Source organism: Indibacter alkaliphilus LW1 (assembly GCF_000295935.2).
Lineage (GTDB): Bacteria > Bacteroidota > Bacteroidia > Cytophagales > Cyclobacteriaceae > Indibacter > Indibacter alkaliphilus.
The window spans coordinates 66241-81255 of sequence record NZ_ALWO02000011.1 but is presented as its reverse complement, the minus strand read 5'-3'; the positions used below and the strand labels follow the sequence as shown (position 1 = coordinate 81255).

The window sequence follows — 15015 nt, the reverse complement described above, 5'->3', positions numbered from 1 at the left end:
ATGCAAGTTACCATTGATAAAAATTCAGGTTATTGTTTTGGTGTCGAGTTTGCCATCAAAATGGCAGAGGATGAGATGGAAGTTTCCGATAAGCTGTATTGCTTAGGGGATATTGTCCACAATGACATGGAGGTCAAAAGACTCAGTAATAAAGGCCTGGTCGTTATTGACAGAGACCAATTGCAAGAGTTGAGCAATTGCAAGGTTTTGATCCGTGCCCATGGAGAACCGCCTGAGACTTACAGGACAGCCATTGAAAACAACATTGAGTTGATTGATGCTTCCTGTCCTGTGGTTTTGAAGCTGCAGCATAGAGTTAAAACTGCTTTCGATAAAATGGAAAGGGAGCAAGGCCAGATTGTAATTTATGGTAAAAAAGGACATGCAGAAGTTATAGGATTAACCGGACAGACTCTGGAAAAGGCTATAGTGGTGATGGAGGATAAAGACCTCGAAAAAATAGATTTTTCAAAGCCCGTTACACTTTTTAGCCAGACCACTAAAAGCACCAAGGGTTTCTATGAACTGAAAGCAAAAATTGAAGAGAAAATCAGGCAAGCCAAAGGGGAGCTGAACGAGGTTGATTTTAATGCCAATGATTCCATCTGCAGACAGGTTTCCAATAGGGAGCCGCAGCTAGCTAGATTTGCTTCAGAAAATGATGTCATCATATTTGTTTCCGGGAGAAAAAGCTCAAATGGAAAGGCTTTGCATCAGGTATGTAAAGGAGTCAATGAGAGAAGTTATTTTGTGGAGAATGAAACTGAGATAGATCCCCGCTGGCTAATGCATGCTGATAGCGTAGGAATATGTGGAGCTACATCTACACCTATGTGGCTGATGGAGCGTGTAATGCATCATATTCATTCACTGGAAGAAGGAGTGCTTATTCAGGATAACTAAATTTAAGAGGGAAAGAAAACCTTTACCCAGCCTTCAAGTTTCGTAAATATTACCAAAATTATCTTCTAATAACTGATCTATTTTATTAGATTTGAGGCGTTTTTCAAAAGACCATATAGTTCAAAAATCATATGTCAAAAACAGTAAAGCTTAAGAAGGGATTCGATATTAAGCTCGCAGGAAAAGCTGAAAAGCAGCTTGAAAACTTCAGTCCGGCTAAGACTTTTGCGATAAAACCTACTGATTTTATCGGTATGCAAAGGCCAAAAGTAACTGTGAATGAAGGCGATACCGTAAAAGCCGGGACTCCACTTTTGTTTGATAAAGCCTTGGATCAGGTGCAGTACGTTGCGCCGGTATCCGGTGAGATCGTGGAAGTAAAAAGAGGAGAAAAAAGGAAATTGCTTGAGATCAAAATCCTCGCTGATAAAAATATTAGCTATGAAGAATTTCAGAAACACACTGAATCTTCTTTAAAATCAATCTCCAAAGAAGATGTCATCAAGCAGATGACCCAAGGTGGTGTTTGGCCTCAACTGATCCAAAGACCTTTTGGAATTGTCGCCAACCCGGAAGATAGTCCAAAAGCTATTTTTATTTCTGGTTTTGACACCCATCCTTTAGCTCCGGATTTAGGTTTTGCACTTCAAGGTGAAGATAAAAATTTTCAGGCTGGAGTTCAGATTTTATCCAAATTGACTTCAGGCAAAATTCACCTCAATGTCAATGGGGATGCAGATGTCCCATCTGTTTTTGCGAAGGCTGAAGGAGTGGAACTGAATAAATTTTCAGGTCCTCATCCAGCTGGTAATGTCGGTGTCCAAATCCACCACATAGACCCAATCAATAAAGGAGAGATTGCTTGGACCATTAGTCCATTTGGAGTAGCTCAAATCGGTAAATTATTTCTGGAAGGCAGATATGATGCTTCCAAAGTAATAGCAGTTACTGGATCTGAAGTGAAAAAAGCTGTTTACACTAAAACCATGATAGGTGCCTGTGTAGATACTATGATAGAAGGTAATTTAAGCCAAGACCATGTAAGAGTTGTTTCCGGAAATGTACTTACCGGAGAAAAAATCAACAGGGATGGATACTTGGGTTACTATGCCCAACAGATAACAGTACTTCCAGAGGGTGATTATTATGAGTTTTTAGGCTGGATGAAGCCTACTACTGAGAAACTCAGCTACCACCGTGCCCTAGGTTTACTTTCCTTCCTCAATCCTAAAAAAGAATATGTATTGGATACCAATGCGAGAGGAGAAGAAAGGGCATTCGTTCAAACAGGTGTTTTTGAAAGTGTAACGCCGATGGATATTCTTCCGGTTTATTTACTCAAAGCCATAATGGCAGAGGACTTTGATGAAATGGAAGAACTTGGAATATATGAAATAATAGAAGAGGATTTGGCGCTATGCGAATTTGTAGACGTTTCCAAACACCCTGTTCAGGAAATTGTTAGAAAAGGTATAGATTTAATTCAATACAGTTAATTAATATGAAGTTTCTAAGAGAGCTGTTGGACAAACAGAAACCGCTTTTTCAAAAGGGCGGAAAGTTAGAGAATCTTTATTACCTCTATGAGGCGGGAGAGACATTTTTGTTTTCTCCAAATCATACCAATGGAATAAAAGGTGCTCAGGTGAAGGATGCAATTGACCTGAAAAGGATGATGATCACGGTGGTAATAGCCATGATCCCTTGTTTGCTTTTCGGTATTTACAATACCGGACATCAGCATTTTCTGGCCACAGGTCAGACTGCAGGTTTGTGGGAAGACTTTGGGCCTAAAATGCTATTGGGTTTGGAGTTGGTATTACCGATAGTAATTGTAGCATATGCTGCTGGTGGTCTTGTAGAGGCTGGGTTTGCAGTTGTCAGAAAACACCCAATCAATGAAGGATTCTTGGTAACAGGTATGCTAATTCCATTGGTGGTTCCTGCTACATTGCCGCTTTGGCAAGTTGCTTTAGCCACCATATTTGCAGTTGTAATTGCAAAAGAAGTTTTTGGCGGTACAGGTATGAATATTCTGAACGTGGCCATGACAGCAAGAGCATTCTTGTATTTCGCATACCCAATGCAGATTTCAGGAGATCAGGTTTGGACCTATTTGGGGGATAAAACACCTGTAGATGGTTTTTCAGGAGCTACTGCATTAGCAGTTGCCTACAATGCAGGCCTTGAAGGAGAAACAGTCAAATCTGCCTTATCAGGTCATAATTCAGAATTGCAATCAGGAATGTTTGATTTCATGAATTTATTTGTGGGCTGGATACCAGGTTCAATTGGAGAAACTTCAACCCTCATGGCTCTGGTCGGTGCAGCTATTTTGATAGGTACAGGTGTAGCAAGCTGGAAGATCATTGTTAGTGGGTTTGCAGGAGCTTACCTCATGGCTGCAGTAATGAATCTTTTCGCAATAAATGAATATATGGCAATGCCTCCTGAATACCACTGGGTAATTGGTGGTTTGGCATTTGGAATCGTCTTTATGGCTACCGACCCAGTGTCAGCCGCTCAGACAGAAGCAGGCAAGTGGATTTATGGATTAATGATCGGTATACTTACAGTGATTATCAGAGTAACTAACCCTGCATATCCTGAAGGTATCATGCTAGCCGTTCTATTTATGAATGTGTTCGCACCACTGATAGATCACTATGTAGTAAAAGCAAATAAGAAAAGGAGGTTACAACGTGCAACAGTCTAACGCATATATCATCACATTTTCAGTAATCCTAACAGTTGTTTTGGGATTGCTGCTATCAGGTACTTCTCAGGTTCTGGCACCAATCCAGAAGAAAGCTGTTGAACTGGATACTAAAAAGCAAATTTTGGGAGCCGTATTGGACGCCGAGACTATTTCGAAAATGTCTTCTGAAGAGGTTTTGGAATTTTATGATAAAAGAATTTCTTCTAAGGTCGTTGATATCAATGGTGAAGAAATTGAAAAAGACAGTGATGGCAATTCCATCATAGCTGAGAATGTTGACATAGGAAAGAACTTTAAAAGATCACCGGAAAATAGACAATACCCGGTATTTATCTTCCACACAGAGGGTAATGAGGACGAGATAGAGTCTATTATTTTACCTGTGTATGGATCAGGCCTATGGGATAGTATCTGGGGGTATGTTGCACTCCAAACAGATGTTACAACCATAGAAGGTGTAACTTTCGGTCATGCTGCTGAAACTCCAGGCCTGGGTGCAAGAATCACTGCAAACAGTGTACAAGCAAGATTCGAAGGCAAACAAATATTTGATGGTTCTGGAGAGTTGGTCTCTGTGGTCATGCAAAAAGGAGAAGGAAAAGATTACTCTGGGGATCCTCACAAGGTAGATGGTCTTTCAGGTGCTACAATCACAGCCAATGGCGTAAATGATATGCTTAAAAACTATCTTAGTCATTATAAAGAGTATCTTAAAAGCAAGAAGTCAACCAATAACTCTGAGGTTGCTTCAGTAAATTGATTTTGAACGTTTCGAAAAACATGATATAATGAGCACTGAAACCGCACAAACGACAGACGTGAAGCAGCCCTCTGAGGCACTTTTGTCGAAAAGAAGAAAGAAGTTTATTACAGATCCGCTGATCGATGACAACCCCATTACCATCCAGGTACTTGGGATATGTTCGGCTTTGGCGGTAACTACACAAATGCAGCCGACTTTGGTAATGGCAATATCTGTAATTTTTGTTATGGTAATGGCAAACCTTACCATTTCACTCCTAAGAAATACGATTCCATCAAGGGTTAGGATTATTGTACAACTTGCAGTAGTTGCTACTTTAGTAACTTTGGTAAATGAGATATTGAAGGCTTTTGCTTTTGACATGTACAAGGAATTGTCAGTCTTCATTGGTCTGATTATCACCAATTGTATTGTAATGGGTAGGCTTGAAGCGTTTGCTTTAGGAAATAAGCCATATGACTCGATTCTTGATGGATTTGGCTCGGCATTAGGTTATTCTTGGATTATTTTGGCAGTAGCATTCTTCAGAGAATTGTTAGGCTCAGGATCAGTCTTTGGAGTACCAGTATATGAAACCATCTCCGGTTTATTTGGAGAGGAATTTAGCCTAGCAACAAATGGCCTGATGGTATCCCCTGTTGGTGCCTTTATCATTTTGGGTCTAATTATTTGGGTACAACGTACCAAAACAGGTTATGTTGAACATTAATATCTACTGAGCTATGGAATTATTTAATCTCGCTATACGATCAATTTTCATTGACAACATGGTTTTTGCATACTTCCTGGGAATGTGTTCATTCTTGGCTGTATCCAAAAAAGTAAGCACAGCTTTAGGTTTAGGGGCTGCTGTAATTTTCGTACTGACAGTTACAGTTCCTACCAATTGGCTTTTGAACGAATTTGTATTGAAAGAGGGAGCATTGACTTGGTTAGGAGAGTCATTTGCAACGATTGACTTGTCATTTCTTAGATTCATCATGTTCATTGCTATTATTGCTGCGATGGTACAGTTAGTTGAGATGGTGGTCGAAAAATTTGCTCCTGCACTTTATGGTGCCCTAGGGATTTTCCTTCCATTGATTGCTGTAAACTGTGCTATCTTAGGTGGATCTCTATTTATGGCTACCAGAGACTATACTTTGGCTGAAGCTGCAGTTTATGGCTTTGGTTCAGGTTTTGGTTTCTTTTTGGCTATTATAGCTTTGGCTGCAATCAGAGAGAAATTAAAATATTCAAATGTACCCAATGGATTGAAAGGTCTTGGTATTACAATGCTTATTACCGGATTGATGGGAATTGCATTTATGTCTTTTATGGGTATCGACTTATAAAAAAAACATTAAGATATAAGCTAGAAAAGACCTTAAGGAAATTCCTAAGGTCTTTTTTAGTTTATAGACTGTATTTCCTTCCTGAGAATGAGAAGATCTTGAAGCATACCTTCAGTAAGTGACGCGAGCTGCTCAAGCATAGATGCTCTTCCTCTTAATTGGACTGAATTGTATGAACCACCTTTTGAGAAAAACAGATCTTTGTTTTCTTCTATGATAGTCTCTGCCCAAGAATCCATCAATTGTTCGCGGATATTTTTCTCATCATCATTCTGCTTTACATAGTTCACATAAGCCCAGATATTGTCAGGAATTGATTCGCACCAATCTTGATTTTTTGAGAATTCTTCCAATATATTGACCTCATGGTCAATTTCAACTGTGTAGGTGATTGACCTACCCCAAACATTCAGGTAGATCTGAGTCAGTGAGGCACCTATGCCTATGAGTTGTCTGGTGGTATTACCCTGAGCCCAAAAAAGAATGATTGCGGCACCGGCTATGTTTGCGGAGGCGTCCAAAATAATACCTGTAACTGTTTTAGTATTTTTACCTGAATTTTCGATTGATTCTAAGTGCCAGGCAAGTTGTTCTATTTTATCCTCCTCGCACCTTAAGGCGGAAGAAAAAGCTTTCACTTCCAGCTCAACCAATGTTATTTTATTGATGGCATGTTGAATGTTTTTGAATTGTTCAATTTCATTGTCAGAATCTTGGTCCAAAACTTTTTCAACTTGATCAGTGAGTCCTAAAACCCTGATAAAAAACAGGGAGTTTTTAGAAAATTTCTCAGTAGCTCTTTCGGAAAAATGATCCAAATGAAGGCTTTCTTTTGTGGATATAGGCTCAAAGTCTAAAATGTATTTGTAGCAAGCTTCTCCAAGATTTTGAATAGGAGATTCAATGGATCTGACTGTCTTGCAAGAGACAATTAAAATAAAAATGAAAAAGGAGACAGGGAAAAACCTTAGGTAATTAGCCATATCTTATGCTTATATTTAGGTTAAGTTAATCATTGGATAGTATCTGATAAAGTAAATATTGTGCCGATTGCTCTTGCGGATGTATAGAGCAGAAATTCCAAAAATTTGCCAATTGGATTTTTCAAATTCAGATAATTGGCAAATCTATTGTAATACAAATTAAAAAATATGGGAAAAAATATGTCTTTTACCACCAAAAGATTTGTCACCTACTTTTTGAGGGGGTTGCTTTTTGTAGTTCCGGTAGCCTTGACGATTTATGTTATTATATTGATTCTTAGGTTTCTTGATGGGATTATCCCTATTCCGATACCAGGTTTAGGAATCCTTATTATGTTCAGTTTTATCACCTTCATGGGTTTTTTAGCCAGTATTTTCGTCACAAGGCCATTGTTTGACATCTTCGAAAGATGGATGTTCAAGCTTCCTTTGGTCAATATCCTTTACACCAGTATCAGGGATTTGATGTCTGCTTTTGTAGGCGACAAGAAAAAATTCAATACGCCAGTTGTTGTAAAACTATCCAATAATATGTTCAGATTGGGATTTATTACTCAAGACAACCTGAGTATCCTAGGGGAAAATGGCTTGGTTGCCATTTATTTCCCACACAGTTATAATTTTTCCGGGAATCTATATTTGGTACCCAAAGAGAATGTGAGGGTTTTGGAGGGTGTGAAAAGTGCTGATGTGATGAAATTTATCGTTTCAGGTGGAGTTTCTAAAATAGGGAGTAATTCCAGTGATTTGAAGGAGTAAATAAAATGTAACCTATTGCTATATCATGCCTGTGGACAGAATTGTCTTGTTTGCCATTGTACATATAGATATATTCCTTTTTTATTTAGCCTATCGGAGAAATAGATTATTTACATAAAATTTTGAGTTTATGAAAAAGACATGTTTTCTAATTTTGACCTTCCTTATTTCTATCCTCACTTTTGCCCAAAAAGAGGAATGGGTTCCACTGTTTAATGGCCATAACTTAGAGGGCTGGAAAGTATCAGAGAACCCTGAATCTTTTCAGGTGGTAGATGGTGTGATAAAAATTGACGGACCAAGGGCGCATGCTTTTTATGTAGGAGATGTCAATGGTGCTGATTTCAAAAATTTTGAATTCAAAGCAGATGTGAAGACCATGCCTAAGGCGAATTCCGGGATATTCTTCCATACTGCCTTTCAGGAAAGCGGATGGCCCGATAAGGGCTATGAAGTGCAGGTAAACCAAAGCCACAGTGACTGGAGGAAGACTGGAAGTCTATATTCTTTCAATGACGTCAGGGAGGTGTTTGTAGATGATGGAGAATGGTATACGCAGCATATTATCGTCAAGGATGATCATGTCACTGTCAAAGTCAACGGTGAGACTGTTATGGAATATGTGGAGTCTGAAGATAAAAATAGGCCTGAAAATGCAGGCAATAAAAGGATTGACAGAGGGACATTTGCCTTGCAGGCTCACGACCCTGAAAGTGTAATCTATTATAGAAATATCATGGTGCGGGTGCTTCCTTGAGGAAATGCGGTTCAGTAAGCCTGAAAAAGTGGAGGTTCTTTGAATGCACTACCCGTTTTAAATATGCAAAAAGGCCGTGAAATTCAGTTTCACGGCCTTTTGTAATATTATTGGAGTATGGACTTTTAAAGTTGTGCGTCTAACTTCTGGGCCAATACAGCCTTGGGAACTGCACCTACTTGCTTGTCTACTATTTGTCCACCTTTGAAGAACAATAGGGTAGGAATACTTCTGATACCAAACTGAGACGCCACTGTAGGATTGGAGTCTACATCTACTTTTCCGATGATAGCTTTCCCGTCATAATCTCCAGCAAGCTCTTCCACGATTGGACCGATCATTTTACAAGGTCCACACCATTCAGCCCAAAAATCAACCAAGATAGGCTGTTCTGAATTCATGATTTCTTCAAAGTTTGCGTCAGTAATTTCTATTGCTTTTGCCATTGTATGTTTAATTTTTGTTGTCTCTTGAATTTTCAAATATAATACTAAAGTAGAATAGGGGATAATAAGTTCCTTGATAGCTTCGGTTTTATTGAGAAAAAATGTTTTTTATTCCTCACAGACAGGTGTTTTGAGTGGATTCTTTGGTTGGAATGAGCTAGGATGTAGCAACTCTAGCTCCACGGGGCCTCTTACAAGGCGGCTCCATTGAAAGGGTTGAATCTCCTTTGGCCTACCTGCATACCAATGGCCCGGCATACGGTTTTGTCGCCATACTTGGTGTTCATCCTGTCCAGAGCTTGGTATAAGCTGATCTGTTCTTCAGTATCTTCAAATAGGTTGATCTGATAATTGCCATGTACAAGACTGCTGAAGCGTACTCCTATCAACCGGATGAGAAGCCGCCGATTGTAAAGCTTACGGAAAAGCTCCTTCACCACATTGATCAGGGTGTGATCTGCAGAGGTATAGGGTATTCTTTTTTGAACACTGTGCGTGTCAAAATCCGAATACCGGATCTTGACACTGACGCAGGCTGTGAGCTGATGCTTTTGGCGGAGCTTGGTGCCCAGTTGCTCTGTCATGGCGATCAGGTGGGACTCCAACAACTTGGTGTCTATAGTGTCTTCTTCAAAGGTGTTTTCCGAAGAAATAGACTTTGCTTCAGAGTAAGGAGTGACAAGAGAGCGGTCTATGCCATTAGCTTTTTCCCAGATCATTCGACCGTTTTTTCCAAATGCAGCCTCAAGAAGTTCAGGAGGCATAACCTGCAAAGTGTGTACTTTTTTCACTCCCATATTGTACAGTGTATGTGAAGTTTTTTCCCCTATCATGGGGATCTTTCTTACAGACAATGGTGCTAGAAAGTGCTTCTCCTTGCCGTGAGGGATTTCCTTGGCATTGTTAGGTTTGGCTTCCCCTGTAGCTACTTTGGATACGGTTTTGTTTTCAGATAGGCCTAGTGAAATCGGGAGTCCTGTTTCTTTAAGGATTTTTTCACGTAAGTCACGGGCCATTTTAAAGCAGCCAAAAAAACGGTCCATACCTGTATAATCAATGTAGAACTCGTCTATAGAAGATTTTTCAAATAAGGGAACATCTTCCCGGATGATGTCAGTAACCTCGTGTGACTTTTTGCTGTATTTTTCAAAATCCCCCCGGATAATCATGGCTTCGGGGCAGAGTTGCCTAGCTGTACGCATAGGCATAGCCGAGTGTATCCCAAACCTCCTTGCTTCATAGCTACAAGAAGCGACTACCCCTCTGTCACTGCTTCCTCCTATTAATATGGGTTTCCCGTTAAGCCTGCTGTCGTAGAGCCGCTCTACCGAGACAAAAAAGGAATCCAAATCCATATGAACAATATTTTTTTGCATTTATGTCAATTATTTTAACATTTTAATGTCTATAATTTAAACATATTTTTTAAATTTGAATACGGGAAACTACAGATCCGGGACGATAGGTGTCGCATAGTGTATCAAATGGGCTAAAAAAGCTATTAGTGTAAAAAATCTGTAGTCAAGTGAATAGAGATAAACCGACTATCCATATGTACCTACATTCCAACATCAAGTTTTTGCGCAAAAAGAAGTCTCTGACCCAAGAGACTTTAGCCCAGTCTTTGGGTATCAGCAGGTCTAAACTGGCGGGATATGAGTTGAATATCAATCCATCTTTGGATACAGTTCTTTCCATTTCGGATTATTTTGGGGTTTCTATCGATGTACTCTTAAGAAAAGATCTGGAAAATATGTCTGAATACAAACTGAGGCAGCTATTGGAGACGGATCAATACCTGCATGGCAGGAATCTCCGCATCCTCACGACCACAGTAGATGCAGATGGTCGTGAGCTGATAGAGGTTGTTTCCCAACGTGCAAAAGCTTCCTATTTGGCAGGCTTTTCAGACCCGGATTTTATCGAAGAGCTTCCCCGGTTTTCTTTGCCCTTTTTGCCGACTGACAAAAAACACCGGGTATTTCAGGTGGATGGGGATTCCATGCTGCCTATTCCCGATGGAGCGTGGATAGTCTGCGAGTATGTGGATGACTGGACAGCGGTCAAGGACGGTGAAAAATATGTGGTGGTTACAGAGCAGGATGGAGTTGCTTTCAAGATAGCCTATAATCAGATCAAAGAAAAAGAAAGGCTATTGCTATGCTCCGGAAACCCTATCTATAAGCCTTTTTACGTAGCAGTAGGGGATGTCAGGGAAGTGTGGCGTTTTCGTCTGATGATGGTTTGAGCTTAGGAATGGGCAGGTTTTTTTAACATTTTTTATTTTTTAAGCATGCCAACTATTTCGGGGATTAGTGCTACTTTGCAGTTCCGATAGGTCTCTTCAATCACCTTTTGATTTTTAGAAAAAGTAAAATAATTAGCATTTTGAAAGACAAAAGAGCCTCGGGTCCGTTGTAATAGTATTCGCTGTGATGGTAGCGTGGGATTGTTTATTGAAATAATGAGTGTTAACCTTAAAATGTCAGTAAATATGAAGAAAGAGTATGCGGTGATGGAAACCCCACTTGGCAATGTTAAGGTCGAGGCTTGGGATGGCTACGTTGTAAAGATCAGATTTACAGATGAGCCGGAGACAGACGGTTTTTTGGATGATGTTCTTATGGATGTCAGAATTCAATTAGGTCTGTATTTTCAGGGAAAACAGAAAACCTTTGATGTGCCTGTGGCGCTGGGGGGGACTGATTTTCAACATGAAGTATGGAAAGAGGTCAATAAGATTCCTTTTGGAACGACCACTACTTACGAACAAATTGCGAAAAATCTAGGTAACCCAAATGCTGTCAGAGCTGTGGGAACGGCAATTGGAGCCAATCCCATTTTGATCATGATGCCTTGTCATAGGATAGTGGGCAAAAATGGCCAGCTGACAGGTTATGCAGGAGGCTTGTGGAGAAAATCCAAATTGCTCGAAATGGAGCAGAAAGAAAAAATCGGAAGGCAGGTGACCTTAGAATTTGAAAATTGATTATAGCGGCCTTAAGGGTCGCTTTTTTTATTTGTCAGTCTATTGAATTTGGACATTTTCAGGTAATTTGGGGAAGGTAAATCTCCTCTCTTATGAATCACTTCCAAATCCTTGATTACCGTCCTGACCTTCAACATCATTTTGAAAGAATCAATAAGCAATGGATCAATGAGTTCTTTGAGCTTGAAGAATTTGATAAGTTACAGTTGGAAAATCCTGATGCAAATATCATTTCCAAAGGGGGAGCTATCATTTTTGCGCAGGATAACTCCCAAATCATAGGGGCAGTGGCACTTTCCAAGGTGGAAGAAGGAGTGTACGAAATGATCAAAATGGGAGTAAGTCCAGAAGCCAGAGGGAAAAAGATCGGCCTGTTTTTAGGGCAACAAATCCTTGAAAAGGCGAAGGCCATGGGAGCTCATAAAGTGATTTTGTATTCCAATACAAAACTTGGCCCTGCATTGTCGCTTTATCGAAAGCTTGGTTTTCGTGAAGCAACCAAAGAATGTGGGAAATATGGGCGCTGTGATGTCAAAATGGAAATTGAGTTATGAAGAGTAGAGAAATCAAGATTCGGAACGGAAGTATTGAGGAGGTTGTGGCTTTAAGTCAGCAAGTCCCTGAGTTTTTTCAGCCCTATTCAGAAAAAATATATCATGAAAGATTGTCATGCAGGCCACATCTTATTCTTATTGCAGAGGTAGATGGGGAATTGGCCGGATTCAAAGTTGGCTATCAGTCCGCTACTTCAGGTATATTTTACTCATGGATGGGAGGGGTGTTGGCTTCATATAGGAGGATGGGTATAGCCACCAAGCTGGCAGATACCCAAGAATCTTGGGCCAAGAATCACGGCTTCCAAAAAGTGCAGTTCAAGACAAGAAACCGCCTGAGCAAGATGATTCATTTTGGTCTGAACAGAGGCTTTATGATCGTGGACCTGATCAAAAAAGATCAAGTACAGGAACATAGAATAGTCATGGAGAAAAATCTTTGATCAAGCTTCTTTAAACTCCACCTTACTGATGATATCCATCGTCAGGTGCAGCATTACTGCCGTTACGATAGACATCCCTATGGCAAGCCCCAAAAAGGCATAGACTACTTGCTGGGATACAATGAAGGTGAATAATCCAGCAGCGAGAGCCGGCAATATTCCAAAAAAACCCACACCGCCAATGATCAGTGGCCGAATTAATTTTCTATCCCAACCTTCTTCAAAACCTACATGCGTTACCAGTGTGATCCCAAATCCGGTAAGGTAAAAGAACTGCATGACCAAAGGAAATAAAATGATCAAGCCCCAACTCAATTTGGCAATCAAAACTGTGGGGATTATTAATATCATTGAAAATATAAGGATCTGATAAACATCCAGCTTGATCATGTTCCAGAATTTACCGGCCCAAGAATCCGGTATCAGGATGAAGAATGGCTTTTTCATATCACCTATATTGGTTCGGCCCATTCCTGCAAAAAAATAAATGAATATCAAAATGCCCAAATAGCCATAAATCACTTGATGGGAAAACCAGTCAAAGTGCGACAAGACGGCAAAGATGATTGCCAATGCGCTTAGCAACAAACCATACAGGCCAAACAAGGGATGAAAGTCCTGACGGCTGCTATGTACATAGTTTCTCCAATATAATGCTGTAGCTCCGGTTCCGAAATTGGGAAGGTCCAATTTCTTGCTCGTGTTTAGGCTTCCTGCCGATTCGGAAGCCTGGGATTTTCTGGCTTTTTCTTTGACTTCTTCTTTGGATTGAGTGGATTCCAATACATCTTCATAATAATGACCCGCATGCATGATTACTTGTTGTACTATTAGAGAAAATGTCAATAGATAAACTGTAGTGAAGCCACCTACAATCCAAAGGTTTTCATGTGCCAAGTATGTCAGTATTGCTCTACTCCAGCCTACCAGTGGGAAAAAATCAAACCAGGTGGACCCAACCCATGCAAACATTCCCTGCCAGAATTTTTCTGCCATTAAGCCTGGTATGATTATCATCAAAGAGAGTGAAATCCCTAGACTGAATACTATGCCTTTTACGTAATCCAATATACCATATTTGGTGTTGAGGGTGTAGACCAAAAAGCGGATGGGCGAAAGTATAAAAAAGAAAAGTGTCAAGCCTATGGCCATGATCAGGACATTTCCGGTGTTGAGGTCAAATACATCATTGAGCTGGGCAGTGCTGTAGATTATAAAAAGGAGAGACCCACCCAAGGCCGGAAAGATAGACCTTATCATGTAGTAAATAAGGATTTTGTGTGGAGCAACAGGCCCTGTAAAAAGCAGGTTGACATCTGCCATACTGAAAAAACTGATATTCTTTTTGGTAGCTTTATATAGCTGAAACATCAGGAATACCAACGCGATCATAGTCAAGCCTCCTTTGATATTTAAGAGAGCAAAGTCTGGCGTGGCCAGTTCCTCTGCCACTCCCTGGATCTCCTGAAGTTGGTCTGTGTCAATCTCGGCTTTTCTTGTACTTCTTCTGAAATAGAAAAAACTAAAATAGCCCAATACGAATATATAGGGGAGAAGCCTCAGTGGGTTTTTCAGGATGAGCTTGATGTTATTGATCAGGATGAAAATGTCTTTCCTGATCAAGAGCCGGAATTCATTCATCTTTGGTCAGTTCTAAAAATAAGTCTTCCAAACTTGAATCATCTGTTGCGCTGAACTGGCTCTTCAGGCTTGATAGCGTATCATTGCCGATGATGTTTCCGTCCTTCATAATCATGATGCGGTCAGCTATGGTCTCCACGCTGTCAATCAAGTGCGTACTGACCAGGATTGTTTTTCCTCTTTCCTTCAGCTCTTTGAAGATTTTCTTGGTGTTTTTGATTGCCTTAGGATCCAAACCTATCATGGGCTCATCAAAAAACAGGAGCTGGGGGTCAGGAAGTAGAGCACAACAAATGGAGACTTTTTGCCGCATTCCTTTAGATAAATCCCTCCCCAGTTTATCTTTTTTGTCAGTCAGATCATAGAGTTCCATCCATTGATCGGCTTTATCTTTCCAGTTGTCCACTTTGTATGCTTGGGCTATAAATTGCATATGTTCCTTCACTGTGAGAAGGTCGTATACGTTTGGAGTCTCCGGGATGTATGAGAATAATTTTTTGGCTGCTACAGAGAGGTGATCATGACCTCCTATCAATATTTCTCCTGCTGTTTTTCGCAAAAGCCCTACTATACATTTCATCGTGGTGCTTTTTCCTGCACCATTTGGTCCAAGAAGACCTACCACTTCACCACCCTCAAGTCGGAAGCTGATGTCATTCACAGCATTTTGTTTTCCGTACTTTTTGATCAATCCGTTTACCTCAAGCATATTTATTCGGAGTTT

17 protein-coding genes are annotated in these 15015 nt (G+C 40.3%); 12 read left to right on the top strand and 5 right to left on the bottom strand.

Annotated features, from left to right (window positions below; genetic code table 11):
* The 6 genes from A33Q_RS01695 (at position 1) to nqrE (ending at position 5719) form a co-directional block, all read left to right on the top strand.
* Complete coding sequence (locus A33Q_RS01695) at positions 1 to 903, top strand: 4-hydroxy-3-methylbut-2-enyl diphosphate reductase (protein ID WP_009034113.1); 903 nt, start codon at positions 1 to 3, stop codon at positions 901 to 903.
* A gap of 131 nt (positions 904 to 1034) precedes the next feature.
* Entirely contained in the window at positions 1035 to 2399 is a 1365-nt protein-coding gene (locus A33Q_RS01690; protein ID WP_009034112.1) for a Na(+)-translocating NADH-quinone reductase subunit A, read from the top strand.
* Positions 2400 to 2404: 5 nt separating this feature from the next.
* The gene (locus A33Q_RS01685; protein WP_009034111.1) at positions 2405 to 3619 is read left to right on the top strand and encodes an NADH:ubiquinone reductase (Na(+)-transporting) subunit B; all 1215 of its coding nucleotides are present in this window, start codon (positions 2405 to 2407) and stop codon (positions 3617 to 3619) included.
* Positions 3606 to 4382 (top strand): NADH:ubiquinone reductase (Na(+)-transporting) subunit C, encoded by a 777-nt coding sequence (gene nqrC / locus A33Q_RS01680; protein WP_009034110.1) that lies wholly within the window; start codon positions 3606 to 3608, stop codon positions 4380 to 4382. The genes A33Q_RS01685 and nqrC overlap by 14 nt, the downstream gene beginning before the upstream one ends.
* 28 nt (positions 4383 to 4410) lie before the next feature.
* A complete protein-coding gene (locus tag A33Q_RS01675; protein WP_009034109.1) occupies positions 4411 to 5094 on the top strand; it encodes an NADH:ubiquinone reductase (Na(+)-transporting) subunit D in 684 nt (227 codons plus the stop codon).
* 13 nt (positions 5095 to 5107) lie between these two features.
* Entirely contained in the window at positions 5108 to 5719 is a 612-nt protein-coding gene (nqrE, locus tag A33Q_RS01670; protein WP_009034108.1) for an NADH:ubiquinone reductase (Na(+)-transporting) subunit E, read from the top strand.
* Between the two features lie 56 nt (positions 5720 to 5775).
* Here nqrE and A33Q_RS01665 read toward each other — a convergent pair whose 3' ends face one another.
* Positions 5776 to 6702 carry a hypothetical protein gene (locus tag A33Q_RS01665; RefSeq protein WP_009034107.1) on the bottom strand — a complete coding sequence of 309 codons (927 nt, stop codon included), beginning with the start codon at positions 6700 to 6702 and terminating at the stop codon, positions 5776 to 5778.
* 180 nt (positions 6703 to 6882) lie between these two features.
* On the opposite strand from A33Q_RS01665, the gene A33Q_RS01660 reads away from it, so the two are divergent.
* Both A33Q_RS01660 and A33Q_RS01655 read left to right on the top strand, forming a co-directional pair.
* Entirely contained in the window at positions 6883 to 7461 is a 579-nt protein-coding gene (locus A33Q_RS01660; RefSeq protein WP_009034106.1) for a DUF502 domain-containing protein, read from the top strand.
* A 130-nt stretch (positions 7462 to 7591) separates the two neighbouring features.
* A complete protein-coding gene (locus A33Q_RS01655) occupies positions 7592 to 8218 on the top strand; it encodes a 3-keto-disaccharide hydrolase (RefSeq protein WP_009034105.1) in 627 nt (208 codons plus the stop codon).
* Positions 8219 to 8343: 125 nt separating this feature from the next.
* Here A33Q_RS01655 and trxA read toward each other — a convergent pair whose 3' ends face one another.
* The gene (trxA, locus tag A33Q_RS01650; protein ID WP_009034104.1) at positions 8344 to 8664 is read right to left on the bottom strand and encodes a thioredoxin; all 321 of its coding nucleotides are present in this window, start codon (positions 8662 to 8664) and stop codon (positions 8344 to 8346) included.
* Positions 8665 to 8855: 191 nt separating this feature from the next.
* On the bottom strand, positions 8856 to 10040 hold the full coding sequence (gene dinB / locus A33Q_RS01645) for a DNA polymerase IV (protein WP_009034103.1): 1185 nt from the start codon (positions 10038 to 10040) through the stop codon (positions 8856 to 8858).
* A 176-nt stretch (positions 10041 to 10216) separates the two neighbouring features.
* On the opposite strand from dinB, the gene A33Q_RS01640 reads away from it, so the two are divergent.
* From A33Q_RS01640 to A33Q_RS01625, 4 genes are all read left to right on the top strand, one after another.
* Positions 10217 to 10912 (top strand): XRE family transcriptional regulator, encoded by a 696-nt coding sequence (locus A33Q_RS01640; RefSeq protein WP_009034102.1) that lies wholly within the window; start codon positions 10217 to 10219, stop codon positions 10910 to 10912.
* Positions 10913 to 11158: 246 nt separating this feature from the next.
* Positions 11159 to 11653, top strand: a complete 495-nt coding sequence (locus A33Q_RS01635) for a methylated-DNA--[protein]-cysteine S-methyltransferase (protein WP_009034101.1) — start codon at positions 11159 to 11161, stop codon at positions 11651 to 11653.
* Between the two features lie 92 nt (positions 11654 to 11745).
* Entirely contained in the window at positions 11746 to 12207 is a 462-nt protein-coding gene (locus tag A33Q_RS01630; RefSeq protein ID WP_009034100.1) for a GNAT family N-acetyltransferase, read from the top strand.
* Entirely contained in the window at positions 12204 to 12650 is a 447-nt protein-coding gene (locus A33Q_RS01625; RefSeq protein ID WP_009034099.1) for a GNAT family N-acetyltransferase, read from the top strand. Before A33Q_RS01630 ends, A33Q_RS01625 begins: the two co-directional genes overlap by 4 nt.
* Here A33Q_RS01625 and A33Q_RS01620 read toward each other — a convergent pair whose 3' ends face one another.
* Both A33Q_RS01620 and A33Q_RS01615 read right to left on the bottom strand, forming a co-directional pair.
* The gene (locus A33Q_RS01620; RefSeq protein ID WP_009034098.1) at positions 12651 to 14291 is read right to left on the bottom strand and encodes a putative ABC exporter domain-containing protein; all 1641 of its coding nucleotides are present in this window, start codon (positions 14289 to 14291) and stop codon (positions 12651 to 12653) included. It lies immediately after the preceding gene.
* Complete coding sequence (locus A33Q_RS01615) at positions 14284 to 15000, bottom strand: ABC transporter ATP-binding protein (protein WP_009034097.1); 717 nt, start codon at positions 14998 to 15000, stop codon at positions 14284 to 14286. The genes A33Q_RS01620 and A33Q_RS01615 overlap by 8 nt, the downstream gene beginning before the upstream one ends.
* Positions 15001 to 15015: the final 15 nt, after the last annotated feature.